Here is a 19,305-nt window from a genome sequence, read left to right as displayed (position 1 = left end):
TCGGCGGTCCCTGGCCTCCAAGGGCCCCGGCGGTGCCCGCTGCAAGCTCGATGCTGAACAACTGCTCCTTCTGGAGACGGTGTTGGATGCCGGTCCTGCCGCCTCCGGCTGGAGTGACCAGTGCTGGACGCTGACGAGGATCGCCGAGGTCGTGCGCCGTCGGTTCGGTGCCGAGGACACCCTGGCGGGGCTGGACCTGCTGCTTCACCGCATCGGCTGGAGCGTGCAGGTCCCCTCCCGCAAGGCCACCGAGCGGGACGAGGCGAAGATCGCCACGTGGAAGGACGAGCAGTGGCCCGTCATAAAAAGAGGGCGGCGGACTTGGGCGCCTGGGTCTGCTTCGAGGACGAAGCCGGCCAGGGCCTGAGGCCGCCCAGGGGCCGCACCTGGGGCCGTCGAGGTCACACCCCGAGGTGCGGGGCACCGCCGCTGGCACCAAACGTGTCTCCATGGCGGCGCTGATCTGCACCAAAGCCGGCCACCGGCCTCGGCTGATCTACCGCATCCACCACGACCGCGGTCCCGCCAAAGACCGTCGCAAAGGCTTCACCGAGACCGACTACGCCCGCCTGCTGGATGCCGCGCACCAGCAGCTCGACGGCCCCATCGTCCTTGTCTGGGATAATCTGAACACGCGCGTCAGCCGCACCATGCGCGAGCTGATCGCCGCCCGATTGTGGCTGACCGTCTACCAGCTGCCGCCGTACGCCCCCGAACTCAACCCCGTAGAGGGCGTGTGGTTGCGCCTGAAGAGATCGCTGGCCAACCTCACAAAACACAGCCTCGACCAGCTCACCGAGCTGGTGAAGACACGGCTGAAACGGATGCAGTACCGACCCCGCCTCATCGAGGGCCTCATCGCCAAAACCGGGCTTGACTTCCAACTTCCGCGACCTCAGCCGATAAAGATCTTCTAGAGGGCGTTAGGGGGCAGCAGGTGCGGGGCACGGACGCTCAGGATGCCGAAGACCTCGTCCTTCGCCGGCCCCCGCAGTTCCGCCATGAAGGCGGGGTCCACGCGGCCCGTCCTGGCCCAGATGCCGCCGAGGGACTCCGCGCACTTCTGGGCCAGCACGCTGGTGAAGTCCTCGGCGCGAACGGTCCGGATCAGACCCGACTCGACAAGCGGGCCGGAGAAGTCCTCCAGATACCCCGCCGCGTCATCCTTTTCATCCTCGCGTGCCGCAGGGTCGTCGAGGATTCCGACGAGCAGAACCGCCCGCTCCTCGGGCGAGATCTCCGCCCGGCCCACCACCGCATCCTCGGGAGAGGACACCGCCCGGCTCTCCAGCGAGGTCTCATCCGCGGTGCGTGGCCGTCCCTTTCTGAACAGCCCCTCCAGCCAAGTCCTCATCTACAACAGCTCCCCGATCCCGTCCACAATGCCCTCGCCGATGCCGCCGCGGACCACGCCACCTCCCAAGTTCCCGTCGACCACGAGCCCGACAGGGCCGCCGACAGACCCAAGGTCCGCCCCGAACCTGGCGCCGTAACCCGCGCCCGCGAGGCGCCCGCCAGGCTGACACCGTCGTGGATGGCCGTCTGGGTCCGCTCGGTGCGGCCGCCACATCGTAGACGTCGTAGGCGACGGTCGCAGCCATCAGCAGCCTGCCGCCGACTTGGCGGTCGACCTTGCCAGATCGATGGTTTGGCGCGGCACCCACGGCCCGTCCAAGGGGATGCTTCGTAACCCCAGCCATTAAAGATCTCTAGGCGTCTACGAAGTCAGCAAAGACCTGATGAGACGTCAGCATGTGGCAGTAAAATGGAGTTAGAGACAGACGCCCCGGCAGCGGCTGGCACCGCCCCGGGGCTGGCCGACTGATTGGGAGTCGACGTGTCCAATAAAAGCACAGCCCTGTCCTCACCCATCGAGACCACTGCTCGGGTGGTCGGCACTCGCTCGCTGCGTGCCGTCGATTACCTCCGCGTCTCGACCGAGGAGCAGAAGAAGGGCTACGGCGTAGCCAGGCAAAGCCGTAAGACAACAAGGCACATCGCGCTGAAGCAGTGGGCGCATGTCGGGACCTACAAGGACGAGGGCGTCTCCGGTTCCCTGGAAGCTGCTGACCGGGGTGAACTGAAGCGCCTGATGGAGGCCGCTCAGCAGACTCCGCGGCCGTTCGACATCGTGGTGGTGCCGGACGGCCGTGTGATCGGTCGTAAGGGCCGCGCCTTCTGGCGTTGGGTGTGGGCCCTCGAAGACATCGGCGTTTACGTCGCCGTCGTCGCCGACGACTACGACAACACGACGACCGAGGGGCGCAAGAAGATGCGCCGCGATGCCGACTACGCAGAGACCGAGTGGGAGACGATCCGAGACCGCACCCAGGGCGGGTTGCAGGAAAAGGCAGAACTCACGCCGGCCGCGCACATCGGTGGGCGCCCTCCCTACGGCTACCGCATCGCCGACAAGGGAACTCCCGGCTCGTACCTGGTGGTCGACGAGGATGAGGCGAAGGTCATCAAGCGCGTGTACGACCTGGTCGTCGGCGAGGGCCTCAACCTCCGCAAAGCCACGATCCGTCTGAATTCGGAGGGGATCAAATCTCGTACGGGCAAGTCCTGGACGCGTGACAACCTCCGTGATCGAGTGATGTCGACGCCCGTACTCGATGCCGTGCTCGTCTTTCGCGGGAAGCATGCCAGGACCGACGACGACGGCACCCCCCTCTGGGGCGACTCGGTCAGGATCGAGCTTCCTCGGATCCTGACCGAGGAACAGAGCGCTGAGCTACGGCGCAAGGTTGCCGAGACCGCAAAGCACAGCAGCGGGCAGCGCTCCTTCTATCCGCTGAGTGGCCGGATCACGAGCCTCTGCAAGCGGACGTACTCAGGGATGAGCTACGAAGTGGACGGCGAGTACGCCCGGTTCTACCGGTGCACCGGAATCGCGCCCAAGGATCTCAGTCAGAAGTCATGCGGCTGCTCTCGCATCGACGCTGACGCTCTTGAGGCGCATGTCTGGTCCCGCGTCACTGAAATCGCGAGCGACAGCGAAAAACTTCAGACGCTGGCTGCCGAGTGGATCGGGATGACGGAAGTCGACACCGCCGCGCTGGGCGACCGGATCGCCGACCTTGACCGGCAGATCGAGGGCATGAACGCATCGATTGCCGCCGTCATCGTGGCCACCGCCAAACAGAGCAAGTCCGCGGATGCCATCGAGACAGCCACGGCCGTGCTGAACGAGGAACTCCAGCAGCTTCAGAATCTGCGTGATGAAGCGGTCGAATGGCTGACGGATATGGAGGAGTCGGACCAGCGTGCACGTGATCTGATCGCCCTGGCTGCCATGGCGAAGAGGTCGTTCCCAGACATGGCCCCGGAGCAGCAAGCGGCCATCTTGTCCATGCTGGAACTGAAGGTCACGATCACAGGGCCCGTCCCGGACGATCGGCGCCGCGGTGTCCCGTGCACCGTGCGGGCCTGGTACGCCGCCAGTGGTCTCGGAATCCCGGTCGCCGACGTCTCCGACGAGGAATGGGCCAGAGTCGCTCCCCTACTGCTCAAGGGCCGCAGGGGCACCGTCCGCCGGTCCTTGGACGCCATTTTCTACAAGGCGCGTACCGGAAAATCGTGGCCTGAAGTGATCAAGGACACCGGCGCCACAATCCAGGCTTCGAAGCACTTCAATGCCTGGACATCCGATGACACGTGGGCCCGCGTGAACGCCGCGCTGTCGCACGTGGAGCAGGTCCCTCTTCCCGAACCTCAGCTCCTCCCACCGATGATCATCGAAGGGCGAGTCGACCCGAGCGCGATGCTGAACCCACGATGATCGTGATGCAGAGGATCGCGCCGGCCAGCAGGTAGCCGAGGAACAGCCAGAAGCCGCTCAGGACGAGCCAAATGATGTTCAGGATGGTCTTCACTGAGGGCGACCTGCCATCTTCTCTAGCCGGGCGATCCGTTCCGCCATGGGCGGGTGCGTCGAGAACATCTTGGACAGTCCCTGGCCCGGACGGAAGGGGTTCGCGATCATCATGTGGCTCGCGGTCTCGATCCGGGGCTCGGGGGGCAGCGGGAGTTGTTTGGTGCCGGCGTCCAGCTTGCTCAGGGCGCTGGCGAGGGCGAGCGGGTCGCCGGTGAGCTGGGCGCCGGAGGCGTCCGCCTCGTACTCCCGGGAGCGGCTGATGGCGAGCTGGATGAGGCTGGCGGCCAGCGGACCCAGAATCATGATCAGCAGCAGGCCGAGGAAGCCGGGGCCGTCGTCGTCGTCCGAACGGCCGACCGGGATGAGCCAGGCGAAGTTGACCAGGAACATGATCACCGAGGCGAGGGCGCCGGCGACCGAGGAGATGAGGATGTCGCGGTTGTAGACGTGGCTGAGTTCGTGGCCGATGACGCCGCGCAGTTCGCGCTCGTCCAGGATGCGCAGGATCCCCTCCGTGCAGCACACGGCGGCGTTGCGCGGATTGCGGCCCGTGGCGAAGGCGTTCGGTGCCTCCGTCGGGGAGATGTACAGGCGGGGCATGGGCTGGCGGGCCTGGGTGGAGAGCTCGCGGACCATCCGGTACAGGGCCGGGGCCTCGAACTCGCTCACGGGGCGCGCGCGCATCGCGCGTAGCGCCAGTTTGTCGCTGTTCCAGTACGCGTACGCGTTCGTGCCGATGGCGACGAGGACCGCGACGATCAGACCCGTTCGGCCGAAGAAGCTGCCGATGACGATGATGAGTGCCGACAGTCCCCCGAGGAGAACTGCGGTCCTGAGCCCGTTGTGCCGGCGGTGCACGGTACGCCCTCCAAGTCGTGCGGCAGGGGAACCCTTTGCCTTAGGTGCTGCCTTCCGATCTGCGATGCCACCGGTGTCGTGGTGTCACGTCCAGTGGACCCTCCCGCACTGGTCAACGCCAGGCGACGGCCACTAGTTCCCTTGTGTCCGCTGTGCGCCGGGTGAGCCGTCCGGGTGAGAGGCAGCGCCCGGGCGCGGACGGGTTCGCACGCGCGCGTGAGGCCGTCAGAACAGGCCGGTGGTGGCGAAGCGCAGTACCAGCTGCGGAGCGCCGGAGAGGACGACGCCGAGGGTGCCGGTGAGGGCGAGCGCGGCCGTGAGAGGGGCGGGGAGGCGGTGCCTGGCGGGCTCGCCCTCAGGGGCACGGAACAGCAGGGCCGTCCACTGGAGGTAGTAGTAGAGGGCGATCACGACGTTGACGGCCATGACGACGGCGAGCCAGCCGAGGCCGGCGTGAACGGCCGCCGAGAAGACGGTGACCTTGGCGAACAGGCCGATGATGCCGGGCGGGAGTCCGGCGAGGCACAGCAGGAAGAACGCCAGGAGCAGGGCGGTGAGCGGGTTCCTGGCGTACAGGCCGCGATAGTCGGAGATCCGGTTGAGCCGCGCGGTACGGGCGACGGCGGCGGCCACCGCGAAGGCGCCGAGGTTCACGGCGGCGTACATGAGGGCGTAGGCGACGGTGGAGCCGACGGCCTTCTGGGCGTCCGCGGTGTATCCGGCGGCGGCGATCGGCACCAGGAGATAGCCGGCCTGGCCCACCGACGACCAGGCGAGCAGTCGTACCGCGCTGTACGCGCGCGTGGCCTGCTGGCGCAGGGCCGCGACGTTGCCGATGGTCATGGTGAGCGCGGCCAGGGCGGTGAGCGCGGGGCCCCAGACGTCGGCGTACGACGGGAAGGCAACGACGGTGACCAGGATCAGCCCGGAGAAGCCGACGGCCTTGCCGACGACGGACAGGTACGCGGCGATCGGGAGCGGGGCTCCGACGTAGGTGTCGGGCACCCAGAAGTGGAAGGGGACGGCGGCCGTCTTGAACGCAAAACCCACAAGGGTGAGGACGACGCCCGTCTGGGCGAGCGTGTGCAGTTGTCCGTCGACGTGCTGGAGGCGGCCGGCGATCTGGGTGAGGTAGAGGCTGCCGGTGGTGGCGTACACGAAGCTGATACCCATGAGGCTGACGGCAGTCGCGGTCACCGAGGACAGGAAGAACTTCAGGGCCGCTTCCGAGGACCTCTCGTCGCCGTGCCGGATGCCGACGAGGGCGAAGGCGGGGAGGGAAGCGACCTCCAGGGCGACGATCAGGGTGGCGAGGTCGCGGGAGGCAGGCAGCAGGGCGGCGCCGGCGGCCGAGGAGAGCAGCAGGAACCAGAACTCGCCCTGGGGGAAGCGGCGGTTGCCGTCCTTCAGGGTGGTGACGGACAGCAGGGCCGTGAGCAGGGCACCGCCGAGGACGAGGAACTGCACGACCAGGGTGAACCGGTCAGCTGTGTAGCTGCACGCGCGCGTGCTGCCGGTCAGGCAGAAGGTGCTGCGGTCGTGGTCGAGGAGCGGGAGCAGCAGGAGGGCGGCCGCGGCGAGTCCGGCGACCGAGATCCAGCCGAGGAGCGGCTTCCTGGCCTCGGGTACGAACAGGTCGGCGACCAGGACGACCAGGCCGACGACCGCGGTGAGGGTGGGTGGGGCGATGGCGAGCCAGTCGACGGACTGGACGAGGTTCGCGGCCAGCGGCTGGGCCAGGGCGCTCATCGGGTGCCTCCTGCGAGGAGCTGCTGCACGGCCGGGTCGGTCAGGCCGAGCAGGGCCTTCGGCCACAGTCCGGCGACGACGGTGAGGGCGACGAGCGGGGTCCAGGCCGCGAATTCGTAGCTGCGGACGTCCGCGAGCCTCGGCACTTCCTGCGATGCGGCGCCCATGCACACGCGGCGGACCACGGCCAGCATGTAGGCGGCCGTCAGCAGGGTGCCGAAGGCCGCGATCGCCATGAAGGTCAGGAAGGCCGGGCGGCTGAGGCCGGCGGCGGGCTTGAACGAGCCGAACAGGGCCAGCATCTCGCCCCAGAACCCGGCGAGTCCCGGCAGCCCGAGCGAGGCGACGGCGGCGAACGCGAGCAGTCCGCCGAGGCGCGGTGCCCTGCCGTACAGCGCGGCCCCCGTCTCCTCGGCCAGGGTGTCCAGGTCGGTCGTGCCGGTGCGGTCCTTCAGGCCGCCGACCAGGAAGAACAGCAGGCCGGTGATGAGGCCGTGGGCGATGTTGGCGAACAGGGCGCCGTTGACGCCGGTCGGGGTCATGGTGGCGATACCGAGCAGGACGAAGCCCATGTGGCCGACGGAGGAGTAGGCGATCAGCCGTTTGAGGTCGCCCTTCGCACCGCGCTTGGCCAGGTTCAGGCAGGCCAACGACCCGTAGATGATCCCGACGACTGCGAAGGCGGCCAGATAGGGCGCGAAGGTGCGGAAACCGTCGGGCGCGGCCGGCAGCAGGATCCGGACGAACCCGTACGTGCCCATCTTCAGCAGGACACCGGCCAGCAGCACGGAGCCGACGGTGGGCGCGGAGGTGTGGGCGTCCGGCAGCCAGCTGTGCAGCGGCCACATCGGGGTCTTGACCGCGAGCCCGATCCCGATCGCAAGAACGGCGATGACCTGCACGGATGTGGTCAGCGACCGGCCGTTGTCAGTGGCGAGTGCCACCATGTCGAAGGTGCCCGCCTTGATTCCGATCAGGAGCAGGCCGAGCAGCATGACGACGGATCCGAGCAATGTGAAGAGGATGAACTTCCAGGCGGCCCGGGTCCGTCCCGCCCCGCCCCAGCGGGCGATGAGGAAGTACATCGGGATGAGCACCGTCTCGAACGCGAGGAAGAACAGCAGCAGGTCGAGGACGGCGAAGCTCGCGAGGACGCCGGATTCCAGGACGAGCAGCAGGGCGACGAAGGCCTTCGGGGACGGCCCGGCGGGCGGGTTGAAGTACGAGTAGAGCGCGCAGAGGAAGGTCAGCAGCGCGGTCAGGACCACGAGGGGGAGGGAGATGCCGTCGATGCCGAGGTGGATGCGCACGTCGAGTGCGGGGATCCAGCTGATGTCGGTCGTGGCCTGCATCTTCGACGGGTGGCCGCTGTCGAAGCCGAGCGCGAGGACGATCGCGGCGACGAGGATCGCGCCGGTCACGGTCACGCCGTGCCGGAGTACGGCCTGCTCGGGCGACTTCCCCTTCAGCCCGGGCGGGGCGGGCAGCAGGGCGGCGACGGCGCCGAGAAGCGGGCCTACGACGATCAATGCCAGAAGGAACTGCATCACGGACTCGCTGATATCGATCACGCCTGCTCACGCTCCCGTGGCGACGAGGAGGACGGCGACCGCCAGGACGACGGTGCCGGCGAGCAGCGCGCTCACATAGGTCTGGACGTTGCCGGTCTGGGCGCGCCGTACGGCGGCGCCGAGCAGGCGGGGCGCGGCGGCCGCGCCTCGGACGTAGGTGTCGACGACCTCGCGGTCGAGGAACTGGACGAGGCTCGCCGCGGCCAGGACCGGGCGGACGAACAGCGCGTCGTAGACGGCATCCAGGTGGAAGCCTTCGGCCGCGTGCCGGTGCAGCGGGCCGAGCAGCAGCCGGCCGGGGTCCGCCGGATCGGGTGCGTAGGCCACGTCGCCGAACGCGGGCCTGTGTGCGGCGATGGCCTCGGCCTCGACCAGTCCGGCGTCGCCCTCCGGGTGGGCGGCGACGGCACCCAGCGGGGCGCGGGCGGCCGGCGTCCTGGTGCGCTGCCAGGCGCCGTAGGTGACGAGTCCGCCGACGAGCGCGAGGCCGGTGCCGAGGATCGAGGTGGTCAGGGTCGGGGTGAGGGCGCGGCCGTCGAACCAGCCGGGCAGCGACCGGTAGGCGAACCCGCCGAACGCGAGGGACGGCACGGCCAGGACCCACAGGACGACGGTCATGGACAGCGGCTGCCTGCCGTGGTCCGGTGCCTCGGCCCCCCGGCCCCGGAAGGTGAGCAGCCACAGCCGGGTCGCGTACGCGGCGGTGAGCAGGGCGGTGACGAGGCCTGCGACCAGGACGATCCAGCCGGCGCTGCCGGGGGCGTGCTCGGTGTGGCCGGTGGCGACATGCTCGGCGGCGCCCAGGACGGACTCCTTCGAGAAGAAGCCGCTGAAGGGAGGGATCGCGGCCAGCGCGAGCAGGGCCACGGTCATCGTCCAGTAGGCGTCCGGGACGCGGTCGCGCAGGCCGGAGGTGCGGGACATGACGGCCAGCGAGTTGGTGCCCGAGGCGTGGATGATCACGCCGGCAGCGAGGAAGAGCAGTGCCTTGAAGGCGCCGTGGGACAGGAGGTGGAAGACGGCGGCACCACGGTCGCCGACGGCGAGGGCGCCGGTCATGTAGCCGAGCTGACCGATCGTCGAGTAGGCGAGGACGCGCTTGATGTCGTCCTGGGCGAGCGCGGCGAGGGCCGAACCGACCATCGTGACGGCGCCCATGACGGCGAGGACGACCATCACGGCCGCACTGGCCTCGAAGACCGGAAGGAGACGGGCGACGAAGTAGACACCGGCGGCGACCATCGTCGCGGCGTGGATCAGCGCGGAAACGGGGGTCGGGCCGGCCATCGCGTCGGGGAGCCAGGTGTGCAGCGGGAACTGCGCGGACTTGCCGGCCACGCCGCACAGGAGCAGCAGGCCGACCAGGGTCGGATGGTGCAGCCCGCCGTTCGCGACGGTGCCGAGGACCGTGGTGATGCGGAACGACCCGGCGTCGGTGGCCAGCGCGAACAGGCCGATCAGGAACGGCACGTCGCCGAGCTTGGTGACCAGGAAGGCCTTGACGGAGGCGGCGCGCGCCTCGGGAGTCTCCCAGTAGTGGCCGACCAGGAAGTAGGAGCAGATGCCCATGACTTCCCAGCCGACCAGCAGCACGATCAGGTCGCCGGAGTAGACGACCAGCAGCATCGCGGAGGTGAACAGGGAGACGAGGGCGGCGTACGAGGGGTAGCGCGGGTCGTCGCGGAGGTAGCCGGTCGAGTAGATCTGCACGCAGGTGGCGACGAAGGCGACCAGGACCGCGACGAGGGCGGCGAAGCCGTCGATGTGCAGGGCGAGTTCGATCGGGACCGAGCCGGTCGGAGTGAGCTCGGTGTGGGCGTCCACGGCCTGGCCGCCGCCCTGGTCGGCGGCGACCGTGCAGGCGAGGGCCAGCGCGGCGAGCGCCGGCAGGACCGCCAGCGGGCGGACGAACCCGGGAGCGGTGCGCCCCAGGAGCAGTCCGGCGGCGGCGCCGAGGAAGGGCAGGAGGGGGACGAGGACGGCGAGGGTGGTCGTGGTCACGCGGTGGCCTCAGCCTTCTCGTCGGCCGACCCGCCCGTGGGCGTGCCGCCCCCGTGGCCCTCGGCGGTGTCGCGGAGCCGGTCGATGTCCGAGGTGCCGCGGTTGCGGTAGACGGCGAGGACGATCGCCAGGCCGATGCCGATCTCGGCGGCGGCGATGGCGATGGTGAACAGGGTCAGGGCCTGGCCGGAGTGCAGTGCGTCCCGGGCAGCCTTGCTCAGCCAGACGTCGAAGGCGACGAGGTTGAGGTTGACGGCGTTGAGCATCAGCTCGACCGACATCAGGACCAGGATCGCGTTGCGGCGGGCGAGGACGCCGTACAGGCCGGTGCAGAAGAGGAGAGCGGAGAGAACGGCGGGATAGGCGAGGTGCATCAGCGGGCGCCTTCCTGCTCGGATTCCTGCTCGGATTCCCGCTCGTTCTCCTGATCGCTTTCCTGCTCGATCGGGTGAATCCCGGAATCCGTGGCGGAGGGGGAACTCTGCGTGACGACCCGGCCGTTCACGGGGGGCGGGGCCGACTCCGCCTTCGCCTTCCGGGACAGGACGATCGCGCCGACCAGGGCCGCCAGGAGGAGGACGGAGAGGGCCTCGAAGGGCAGGACCCAGTTCTGGAAGAGGCTCGCGCCGGTGACCTTCGTCGAGCCGGCGGCGGCGCCGTCCAGGTCGATCCAGGTGGTACGGAACGCGTCCACGACCACCCAGACCAGAGCGGCCGCGGCGGCCACGGCGACGGCCAGCGCGACCCAGCGGTTTCCGGAGTCGGCATCCGGGGAGCGGCCGATCGGGGCCTTGGTGAGCATCAGACCGAAGAGAAGGAGGACGACGACGGAACCCACATAGATGAGGACCTGCACCCAGGCGATGAACTCGGCGGTGAGCAGGAGGTATTCGACGGCGAGCCCGCCGAGGGCGACCACCAGCCACAGGGCGGCGTGCACCAGCTGGCGGGTGGTGACCGTGACGAGGGCGGCGCCGAAGGTGACCAGGCCGACGAGAAGGAACGCGATCTCGACGCCGGTCGGGGACAGGAAGCCGTGCGGCGCTTGGGCGAGCGGGCTCACGCCTCCCCCTCCCCCGGCTCGACCCGGTCGGCGGCCTGCTCGGTCTGAGCGGCCTGGGCAGCTTGGGCGGCCTCGAGCTTCTCAGCGGCCTTGCGGGCGGCGGCGATCTCCTTCGGCTCCTCCGCGCCGGGGTCGAGGGCGGGCGGGGCCGGGACCGTCCACATCCACTCACGGAGCTTGTCGCGTTCGTGGGTGAGCTCGCGGATGTCGGTCTCGGCGTACTCGAACTCCGGGGACCAGAACAGGGCGTCGAAAGGACACACCTCGATGCAGATACCGCAGTACATGCACAGGGAGAAGTCGATGGCGAAGCGGTCCAGGACGTTGCGGCTGCGTTCACGGCCGCCCGGGGCCGCCGCCGGGACGGTCTCCTTGTGGGAGTCGATGTAGATGCACCAGTCGGGGCACTCCCGGGCGCAGAGCATGCAGACCGTGCAGTTCTCCTCGAACAGCCCGATCACACCGCGGGTGCGGGGCGGGAGGTCGGGAAGGGCGTCCGGGTACTGCTCGGTGACCGACTTCCGGGTCATCGTGCGCAGGGTGACGGCCAGGCCCTTGGCCAGGCCCGAGCCAGGGATGGGGGCCACTAGGAGATCACCACCTTGACGATGCCGGTGAGGGCGATCTGGGCGAGAGAAAGGGGGACGAGGAGGGTCCAGGAGAACTTCTGCAGCTGGTCCTCGCGCAACCGGGGGTAGGTCACGCGGAGCCAGATCACGACGAAGGCGAGGAGCGCCGTCTTCAGGAGGGTCCACAGCCAGCCGAGACCGTCCGCACCCCACGGGCCGTGCCAGCCGCCCAGGAAGAGGACGGTGGTCAGGCCGCACAGGACGACGATCCCGGCGTACTCGGCGAGCAGGAACAGGGCGAAGCGCAGGCCGGTGTACTCGGTGTACGCGCCGAAGATGATCTCGGAGTCGGCGACGGGCATGTCGAAGGGGGGCCGCTGGAGTTCCGCGAGGCCGGCGACGAAGAAGACCAGGCCGCCGGTGATCTGCCAGGGCAGCCACCACCAGTGGAAGGCGCCGACGATTCCCGGCAGGGAGACGGTACCGGCCGCCATCGCCACGGAGGCGGCGGCGAGCAGCATCGGGAGTTCGTAGGCGAGGAGCTGGGCGGCGGTGCGCAGGCCGCCGAGGAGGGAGAACTTGTTGGCGCTGGCCCAGCCGGCCATGAGCGAGCCGAGGACGCCGACGCCCATCACGGCCAGCACGAAGAACACACCCGCGTCCAGGACCTGGCCGACCGCGCCCTCGCCCGGGCCGATCGGGATGGCGAGCAGCACGAGCAGATACGGGAGGAGGGCCACCGCGGGGGCCAGTTGGAAGACGCGGCGGTCCGCGCCGGCCGGGACCACGTCCTCCTTCTGCGCGAACTTCACGCCGTCGGCGATCAGCTGGGCCCAGCCGTGGAAACCACCGGCGTACATCGGGCCGAGGCGGCCCTGCATATGGGCCATCACCTTGTGCTCGGTCTGACCGACGATCAGAGGGAAGGTGAGGAAGACGACGAACACGAGGAGGAGTCGCAGGGCGACGTCCAGAGCGTCGTTCACTGCGGGCCTCCTGGGGGGTCGTCGTCGCGGGCGGGGTGTTCGGGGGCGGTGTCGTCGGGGGTAGGAGCTTCTGGCGCGGGCTCAGGGGTGGGGGCTTCGGAGGCCGGTGCCTCCGGGGCTGATGGTTCGGAGCCGGGCGCCCCGGGCTCCCCGGGCTGCGCGGACTCGGCAGGGTTCGGCTCGGGCTCCGCGGGCGCGGCCGGGTTCGACTCCCCCGGATCCGAACCCGACGCCGAGGCCGTTGGTTCCGGTCCGGTTGGTTCCGGTCCGGTCGGCTCCGGTCCGGTCGGCTCCGGCCCGGTCGGGTCCGGTCCGGTCGGCTCCGGCCCGGTCGGTTCCGGTCCGGTCGCCTCCGGCCCGGTCGGCTCCGGCCCGGTCGGGTCCGGTCCCGTCGGCTCCCCCGCCGCCGGCTCCTCTGCCCTGGTCCCGGTCTCGGCACCCTCCGTCGGGTCGGCCGACGTTCCGCCACCTGGCCCCCCGGCCTCCGGTTCATCGAAGGCCGGACGGGCGTGGTGCCACGGCGCGTCCGAGCTGCGGGGGGTTGCGGGGCGGGCCGGGGTGGCAGGCACCTCCGGCGTGTCCGTCTCTGCCTCCGTCTCCGTTTCCTGCGCGCGCTGGGAAGCGGAGCCGCCCGAGGCAGTACGCGTCCGGCGTGGCCCCCGGGGAGCAGCCGACGGCCCCGCCGCCCGAACGGTCCCCTCTGCGCCGGCGCCTTCCGGAGCGGCCTCAGTGGGCGCGTCCTCCGCACCGGAGGCTGCCCGCTGTGAAGCGGACCCCGCGCTCGCGCTCCGTGCCCTGCGCCGAGTGGCCGTCGGCCCCGCCGCACCCGGCGCCGCAGTCGCCTCGGCGGCCTCGGCCGCTTGGCTCGCCGAGCCCTCCGCGGCCGTGCGGGAGCGGCGCACCGGGCGGTCGTCGGCCGCGCGGGGCGGCCGGTCGCCTGCTGCGCGGCTTGCCGCGGTGCGGGCCGGGCGGGCGGGGGCGGCCGGGAGTTGGCCCTTGAGGGGGCCCCACTCGTTCGGGTCGGGGACGCCCGGCGGGAGCATCTGGCGGCGCTTGGGACCGCCGTGGTCGGACTCGCCCGGTTCCTTGGCGCCGGGCCAGGCCTTCGCGACGCGGGCGGCGAGCACGAAGTCCTTGCGGAGGGGGTGACCCTCGAAGGTCTCCGGGAGGAGGAGGTGGTCCAGGCCGGGGTGGCCGGTGAAGCGGACGCCGAACATCTCGTGGGTCTCGCGTTCGTGCCAGCGGGCGCCCGCGTAGACGCCGACGGCGGACGGGAGTTCGGGGGCGGCGTGCGGGACCGTCGTGCGCAGGAGCAGCCGGCGGACCGGGGCGAGGGCGACGACGTGGGCGGAGACGCGGAATCCGGTGCCGGGTTCGTCGACCGCGCTCAGCCAGTCGAAGTAGGTGCAGGAAAGAGTCGTACGGGCGATCTCCAGGGCGGCGAGCCAGAAGGAGGGAGGAACGTCGACCGTCAGGACGTCGTAGGACTCGTCGGCCGTGGCGTCCGTGCCGAAGAGTTCCTCGACGGGGGCCGGCAGCCAGCCGGCCGGGGCCGTCATCGCGTGTCCCCTTCGTGCTCGGCCCCCGTGGGGGCCGGCGGCAGGACCAGGCCGCTCTGGAGGGCCGCGGCGGAGGGGCGGGGGGTGCCGTAGCGCTCGCCCAGGGATTCCGCCGCGATCTTCTCCTGGAGTTTGAGGATGCCCTGGAGGAGCGCCTCGGGGCGCGGCGGGCAGCCGGGGACGTAGACGTCGACGGGGATGATCTGGTCGACGCCCTTGGTGACGGAGTAGGAGTCCCAGTAGGGGCCGCCGCAGTTCGAGCAGGCGCCGAAGGAGATGACGTACTTCGGTTCGGGCATCTGCTCGTACAGCCGCTTGACCGCCGGGGCCATCTTGTCCGTGACCGTGCCCGAGACCACCATGAGGTCGGCCTGGCGGGGGCCCGGCGCGAAGGGGATCACGCCGAGGCGGATGAAGTCGTGGCGGGCCATCGACGCGGCGATGAACTCGATCGCGCAGCAGGCGAGACCGAAGTTGAAGACCCAGAGCGAGTAGCGGCGGCCCCAGTTGAGAACGACCTTCATCGGTTCGGGGGCGAGGCGGGCGAGCGTGCCCAGCCGCTTCGGCTCCGGCAGCGGCACGGGTTCCGGCGTCACGTCCATGTCAGGACGCCCTTCTTGTATGCGTACAGCAGGCCGACGGCGAGGAAGCCGAGGAAGACGAACATCTCCACGAGCGTGGTCGCGCCGTAGCCGGGGGCGGCGAAGACCGTCGCCCAGGGGAACAGGAAGATCGAGTCGACGGCGAAGATGACGTAGAGGAAGGCGTAGACGTAGTAGCGGACCTGGGTGTGGGCCCAGCCCTCGCCGACGGGATCGACGCCGCACTCGTAGGTGAGGAGTTTCTCGGGGGTGGGGACAACCGGGCGCAGCAGCTTGCCGGCGCCGAAGGCCACGGCGACGAAGACCACGCCGACCAGCGTCAGCAGTCCCACGACCGAGTAGGACGCGAAGTAGTCCGCGGCGAGGACCACGGTCGGTTCACCGCCCACCGTCTCCCGCATCGCCCGTCCCTCACTCCCTCGACAGACCACGGGCCTGACCGGCCCGGTGCCGTGACCTCAGTCAACTCTTGATTCGACGATCTGTACGCACGGGAGTCTAGGCCCTGATAAAGACACGGTAAGCAGGCAGTCACGCGGTGGGACACCCCGGAGACACGGGACCGGAGCCGGCTGGTGGGGTTTTCCCCAGGGGGGCCCGGGCGGGGAACTCCATGGCGTCGTGCCACGGCACACGGCACGCTGGCGCATATGACCGCACCAGCACCCCGATCCCCCATCTTCGCCGACGACGGTGAGCACCGCGAGCGACTGCCGCCCGTGCGCTTCGCCTTCGACGGTCACACCTGGAAGGAGATCGCGCACCTCCTGCTGAATCTGCCGATGTCGCTGTTCGGCTTCGTCTATGTCGTCACGACGGTGTGGGTGAGCGGTGTACTGACGCTGACGGTGATCGGCATACCCCTGCTCGCCCTGACCCTGCTGGGCGCCCGGCAGCTGGGGAAGCTGGAACGGGCACGCGCGCGTGCGCTGCTCGGGGTGCGGGTGGAGGAGCCGACCCCGTTGCCGTGGAACCGGCGCGGTGCGCGCTCCGGGCGGCTGTGGATGACGTTGAAGGACCCGGTGGGCTGGCGGACGCTGCTGTACGACTTCATCCGGCTGCCGTGGGGCGTCCTCACCTTCTGCGTCACGCTGGTCTCGCTGTTCGTGCTGTGGCCGGTACTGCCGTTCGTCGCGCGCGGGCTGGCGAACGTGGACCGGGCGATGGTGCGCGGCCTGCTGTCGCCCTCCGACGAGCTGGAGCGCCGTATCGCCGAACTGGAGTCGGACCGGGGGGTGGTCGTCGACACGGCCGCCGCCGACCTGCGGCGCATCGAGCGGGATCTGCACGACGGCGCGCAGGCCCGGCTCGTCAATCTGGCGATGGGGCTCGGCCTGGCGAAGGAGAAGCTCCTGGAGGATCCCGACGCGGCCGCCGCGATGGTCGAGGAGGCGCACGGCGAGGTGAAGCTGGCGTTGCAGGAGCTCAGGGATCTCGCCCGGGGTATCCATCCGGCGGTGCTGACCGACCGGGGGCTGGACGCGGCGCTGTCCTCGGTCGCCTCGCGCTGCACGGTGCCGGTCCAGGTGACCGCCGACCTGCCGTCCAGACCGGCGCCCGCGATCGAGGGCATCGCCTACTTCACCGTCTCCGAGCTGCTGCAGAACATCAGCAAGCACAGCGGGGCGCGTACCGCCTCGGTGGACGTGTGGCGGGCCGACGACCGGCTGCTGATCCAGGTACGGGACGACGGGCGCGGCGGGGCGAGCCTGGACGGCGGCTCCGGGATGCGCGGGCTGGCGGACCGGCTGGGCGCGGTCGACGGCCTGTTCGTCGTCGACTCACCGGCCGGTGGGCCCACGACGGTGACCGCGGAGCTGCCCTGGCGCGACCGGGCGTAGGGCGGCGCAGGGGGTGGGGAAAACCCCCCGCTCAAGACGCCGACGGACTCCATGGTTCCGCGATCTGCGGCAGAGCAGGGTGGAGATACGGCAGGACAGGGCCGATGAGGCTGGAACAGGACGGGACGGCGCCGATGGCCACGGAGTACGGACACGAGTACGGGTACGGGCAGGACCACGGATACGGCTACGAGCCGTACGGCGAGCGCCCGCATCGGGTGCCGGCGGTGCTGCGGGCGCCGTTCGAGGCGCGCAGCTGGCGTGAGTTCGGCTATGTCCTGCTGGGCCTGCCGGTCGGCGTCACGCTGTTCGTGTGGACCGTGACGATGCTGTCCCTCGGTGCCGGGCTGCTGGTGACCTTCGTCGGGATCCCGCTGCTGGCGGTGGCCCTCGCCGGGTGCCGTGGCTTCGGGGCACTGGAACGGGCACGCGCGCGCGGGCTGCTGAAGCTGGAGGTGGCCGACCCGGAGCCGCTGCGGATGCGCAAGCCGGGGTTCTTCGCCTGGGTCGGCGCGGTGCTGAAGAGCGGCACGTCCTGGCGTCATCTGCTGTACGCGGTCCTGCAGTTCCCCTGGTCGATGTTCTCCTTCGTCGTAGCCCTCAACTTCTGGGCGTACGGCTGGGCCCTGTTGACGTACCCGCTGTGGTTCTGGGTGTTCCCGATGTGGGCCGGGCAGGGCGGGCTCCAGCTGTACGGCGACGCTCACCACAGCGTCTACCTCGACAACCCGTTCGAGATCACGGTGACCGCGCTGGTGGGACTGCTGTTCACGCTGGCCACGCCGTGGATCGTCCGGGCGCTGACGCTGGTGGACCGGGTGATGGTGAACGGGCTGCTGGGGCCGTCGAAGCTGGCGTCGCGGGTGGTGGAGCTGGAGTCGGACCGGGGGGTCGTCGTGGACACCGCCGCCGCCGATCTGCGGCGGATCGAGCGGGATCTGCACGACGGGGCGCAGGCGCGGCTGGTGGCGCTGGCCATGGATCTGGGGCTGGCGAAGGAGAAGCTGCGAGAGGATCCGCAGGTCGCGGCACGGATGGTGGACGAGGCGCACGGTGAGGTGAAGACCGCGCTGCAGGAGCTGCGGGACCTGGCCCGCGGGATCCATCCGGCGGTGCTGACCGACCGGGGGCTGGATGCGGCGCTGTCCTCGGTGGCCTCGCGGTGCACGGTGCCGGTGCGGGTGGAGGTCGATCTGGCGGAGCGGCCGGCGGCGGCGATCGAGGGGATCGCGTACTTCACGGTGTCCGAGTTGCTGCAGAACGTCAGCAAGCACGCGCGGGCGAGTGAGGCGACGGTGGATGTGTGGCGGAGTGCGGACCGGTTGATGCTGCAGGTCGTGGACGACGGGGTGGGGGGTGCGGACACGGCGAGGGGGTCGGGGCTGGCGGGGCTGGCCGAGCGGCTGGACGCGGTCGACGGGATCCTGGTGGTGGACTCGCCGGTGGGCGGGCCTACGCGGGTGACGGCGGAGCTGCCCTGGCGTGGCTGAGGGCGGGTTCTCGCCCCCGCCGCCCCTACCCGTGTCCCGTCCTTCCAGGGGGTGGGCCCCCTTCGACCGCCCGTTTCGGGGGCTGCCGCCCCCGGACCCCCGCTTCGGTCTGAACGGCCTCGTCCTCAAACGCCGGACGGGCTGGTGGGGGTGCGGACCGGCTCTCGTCCTCAAACGCCGGACGGGCTGAGAGGGAGTGCGGGCCGAGAGGGGGTGCGGACCGGCATTCGTCCGTACCCCGCGGCCTGTTTTGGTTCGCCTCCTGTCGTTACCCGCACGCACTCCGATCCGAATGCTGGAATGCTGGACTTTCGGACAGGGCAGGCATGTACGCCGGACGGGGTGTGGGGGGCCGGGAGATCGTGGAGGACAGGGTGCGGGTGGTCATCGCCGAGGATTCCGTGCTGCTCAGGGAGGGGCTGACCCGGCTGCTGACCGATCGGGGGCATGACGTCGTCGCGGGCGTCGGGGACGCGGAGGCGCTGGTCAAGACCATCGCCGACCTGGATGCCCAGGGCGCGCTGCCGGACGTCGTCGTCGCGGATGTGCGCATGCCGCCGACACACACGGACGAGGGCGTCCGGGCCGCCGTTCGGCTGCGGAAGACGCATCCGGGGCTCGGGGTGCTGGTGCTGTCGCAGTACGTGGAGGAGCGCTACGCCACCGAACTGCTGGCCGGTTCCAGCCGGGGCGTGGGGTACCTGCTGAAGGACCGGGTCGCCGAGGTGCGGGAGTTCGTGGACGCCGTGGTGCGGGTCGCCGAAGGAGGTACGGCGCTCGATCCGGAGGTCGTCGCCCAGCTGCTGGGGCGGAGCCGCAAGCAGGACGTGCTGGCGGGCCTCACCCCGCGGGAGCGGGAGGTGCTGGGGCTGATGGCCGAGGGGCGGACGAACTCGGCGATCGCCCGGCAGCTGGTCGTGAGCGACGGAGCCGTCGAGAAGCACGTCAGCAACATCTTTCTCAAGCTCGGGCTCTCCCAGAGCGACGGTGATCACCGGCGTGTTCTGGCCGTTCTGACGTATCTGAACTCCTGACGGGCCGACGGCACCGTGTCGGCACCGGATGGCGGCCAGGGGGAGGGAAAATCGTGACAAGTCAGGGCGACAGGTCGTCTCAGAACTCCGTCCAGCATGCGAGCA

At 70.2% G+C, this 19,305-nt stretch carries 18 protein-coding genes and 1 pseudogene; 6 read left to right on the top strand and 13 right to left on the bottom strand.

Annotated elements, in window-relative coordinates; all coding sequences use genetic code 11:
• The first annotated feature begins 79 nt into the window (after positions 1-79).
• The gene (locus tag ACFY6U_RS30480; RefSeq protein ID WP_390043475.1) at positions 80-367 is read left to right on the top strand and encodes a winged helix-turn-helix domain-containing protein; all 288 of its coding nucleotides are present in this window, start codon (positions 80-82) and stop codon (positions 365-367) included.
• An 82-nt stretch (positions 368-449) separates the two neighbouring features.
• Positions 450-917, top strand: coding sequence for a transposase (locus ACFY6U_RS30475; RefSeq protein ID WP_390043339.1), 468 nt, complete (start codon positions 450-452; stop codon positions 915-917).
• On the opposite strand, the gene ACFY6U_RS30470 is transcribed toward ACFY6U_RS30475, so the two are convergent.
• The gene (locus tag ACFY6U_RS30470) at positions 914-1,354 is read right to left on the bottom strand and encodes a hypothetical protein (RefSeq protein ID WP_390043337.1); all 441 of its coding nucleotides are present in this window, start codon (positions 1,352-1,354) and stop codon (positions 914-916) included. The two genes, ACFY6U_RS30475 and ACFY6U_RS30470, sit on opposite strands and share 4 nt — an antisense overlap.
• Before the next feature lie 483 nt (positions 1,355-1,837).
• Here ACFY6U_RS30470 and ACFY6U_RS30465 point away from each other — a divergent pair, with 483 nt between their 5' ends.
• On the top strand, positions 1,838-3,781 hold the full coding sequence (locus ACFY6U_RS30465) for a recombinase family protein (protein WP_390043335.1): 1,944 nt from the start codon (positions 1,838-1,840) through the stop codon (positions 3,779-3,781).
• Here ACFY6U_RS30465 and ACFY6U_RS30460 read toward each other — a convergent pair.
• The 12 genes and pseudogenes from ACFY6U_RS30460 to ACFY6U_RS30405 all read right to left on the bottom strand — a co-directional run.
• Positions 3,777-3,875 (bottom strand): annotated as a pseudogene (locus ACFY6U_RS30460) (YccF domain-containing protein); the annotation flags it as partial. The gene ACFY6U_RS30465 and the pseudogene ACFY6U_RS30460 sit on opposite strands and share 5 nt — an antisense overlap.
• Positions 3,872-4,735 carry a zinc metalloprotease HtpX gene (gene htpX / locus ACFY6U_RS30455; RefSeq protein WP_390043334.1) on the bottom strand — a complete coding sequence of 288 codons (864 nt, stop codon included), beginning with the start codon at positions 4,733-4,735 and terminating at the stop codon, positions 3,872-3,874. The gene htpX and the pseudogene ACFY6U_RS30460, both read right to left, overlap by 4 nt.
• 225 nt (positions 4,736-4,960) lie before the next feature.
• Positions 4,961-6,484: an NADH-quinone oxidoreductase subunit N gene (locus ACFY6U_RS30450; protein WP_390043333.1), complete on the bottom strand. Its 1,524-nt coding sequence runs from the start codon at positions 6,482-6,484 to the stop codon at positions 4,961-4,963.
• Positions 6,481-8,055, bottom strand: a complete 1,575-nt coding sequence (locus ACFY6U_RS30445) for a NuoM family protein (protein WP_390043331.1) — start codon at positions 8,053-8,055, stop codon at positions 6,481-6,483. The genes ACFY6U_RS30450 and ACFY6U_RS30445 overlap by 4 nt, the downstream gene beginning before the upstream one ends.
• Positions 8,056-8,061: 6 nt before the next feature.
• The gene (locus ACFY6U_RS30440) at positions 8,062-10,056 is read right to left on the bottom strand and encodes an NADH-quinone oxidoreductase subunit L (protein WP_390043330.1); all 1,995 of its coding nucleotides are present in this window, start codon (positions 10,054-10,056) and stop codon (positions 8,062-8,064) included.
• Positions 10,053-10,430: an NADH-quinone oxidoreductase subunit NuoK gene (gene nuoK, locus ACFY6U_RS30435; RefSeq protein WP_390043328.1), complete on the bottom strand. Its 378-nt coding sequence runs from the start codon at positions 10,428-10,430 to the stop codon at positions 10,053-10,055. The genes ACFY6U_RS30440 and nuoK overlap by 4 nt, the downstream gene beginning before the upstream one ends.
• Positions 10,430-11,119, bottom strand: a complete 690-nt coding sequence (locus ACFY6U_RS30430; RefSeq protein WP_390043326.1) for an NADH-quinone oxidoreductase subunit J — start codon at positions 11,117-11,119, stop codon at positions 10,430-10,432. Before ACFY6U_RS30430 ends, nuoK begins: the two co-directional genes overlap by 1 nt.
• Positions 11,116-11,706, bottom strand: a complete 591-nt coding sequence (locus ACFY6U_RS30425; RefSeq protein ID WP_390043324.1) for a NuoI/complex I 23 kDa subunit family protein — start codon at positions 11,704-11,706, stop codon at positions 11,116-11,118. The genes ACFY6U_RS30430 and ACFY6U_RS30425 overlap by 4 nt, the downstream gene beginning before the upstream one ends.
• Entirely contained in the window at positions 11,706-12,674 is a 969-nt protein-coding gene (locus ACFY6U_RS30420; protein WP_390043322.1) for an NADH-quinone oxidoreductase subunit H, read from the bottom strand. Before ACFY6U_RS30420 ends, ACFY6U_RS30425 begins: the two co-directional genes overlap by 1 nt.
• Positions 12,671-14,233, bottom strand: coding sequence for an NADH-quinone oxidoreductase subunit C (locus tag ACFY6U_RS30415; protein ID WP_390043320.1), 1,563 nt, complete (start codon positions 14,231-14,233; stop codon positions 12,671-12,673). Before ACFY6U_RS30415 ends, ACFY6U_RS30420 begins: the two co-directional genes overlap by 4 nt.
• Positions 14,230-14,835, bottom strand: coding sequence for an NADH-quinone oxidoreductase subunit B (locus ACFY6U_RS30410; protein ID WP_390043318.1), 606 nt, complete (start codon positions 14,833-14,835; stop codon positions 14,230-14,232). The genes ACFY6U_RS30415 and ACFY6U_RS30410 overlap by 4 nt, the downstream gene beginning before the upstream one ends.
• A complete protein-coding gene (locus ACFY6U_RS30405; RefSeq protein WP_390043316.1) occupies positions 14,826-15,236 on the bottom strand; it encodes an NADH-quinone oxidoreductase subunit A in 411 nt (136 codons plus the stop codon). The genes ACFY6U_RS30410 and ACFY6U_RS30405 overlap by 10 nt, the downstream gene beginning before the upstream one ends.
• A gap of 249 nt (positions 15,237-15,485) precedes the next feature.
• Between ACFY6U_RS30405 and ACFY6U_RS30400 the strand changes: the two genes are divergently transcribed.
• From ACFY6U_RS30400 to ACFY6U_RS30390, 3 genes are all read left to right on the top strand, one after another.
• A complete protein-coding gene (locus ACFY6U_RS30400; protein ID WP_390043315.1) occupies positions 15,486-16,676 on the top strand; it encodes a sensor histidine kinase in 1,191 nt (396 codons plus the stop codon).
• 134 nt (positions 16,677-16,810) lie between these two features.
• Positions 16,811-18,166, top strand: coding sequence for a sensor histidine kinase (locus ACFY6U_RS30395; protein WP_390043473.1), 1,356 nt, complete (start codon positions 16,811-16,813; stop codon positions 18,164-18,166).
• 326 nt (positions 18,167-18,492) lie between these two features.
• Positions 18,493-19,200 carry a response regulator transcription factor gene (locus tag ACFY6U_RS30390; RefSeq protein WP_351487624.1) on the top strand — a complete coding sequence of 236 codons (708 nt, stop codon included), beginning with the start codon at positions 18,493-18,495 and terminating at the stop codon, positions 19,198-19,200.
• Positions 19,201-19,305 lie beyond the last annotated feature (105 nt).

The organism is Streptomyces sp. NPDC013157, assembly GCF_042899865.1.
Lineage (GTDB): Bacteria > Actinomycetota > Actinomycetes > Streptomycetales > Streptomycetaceae > Streptomyces.
Note: the sequence above shows the minus strand (reverse complement) of the source record. Positions and strands in the feature narration are given on the sequence as shown.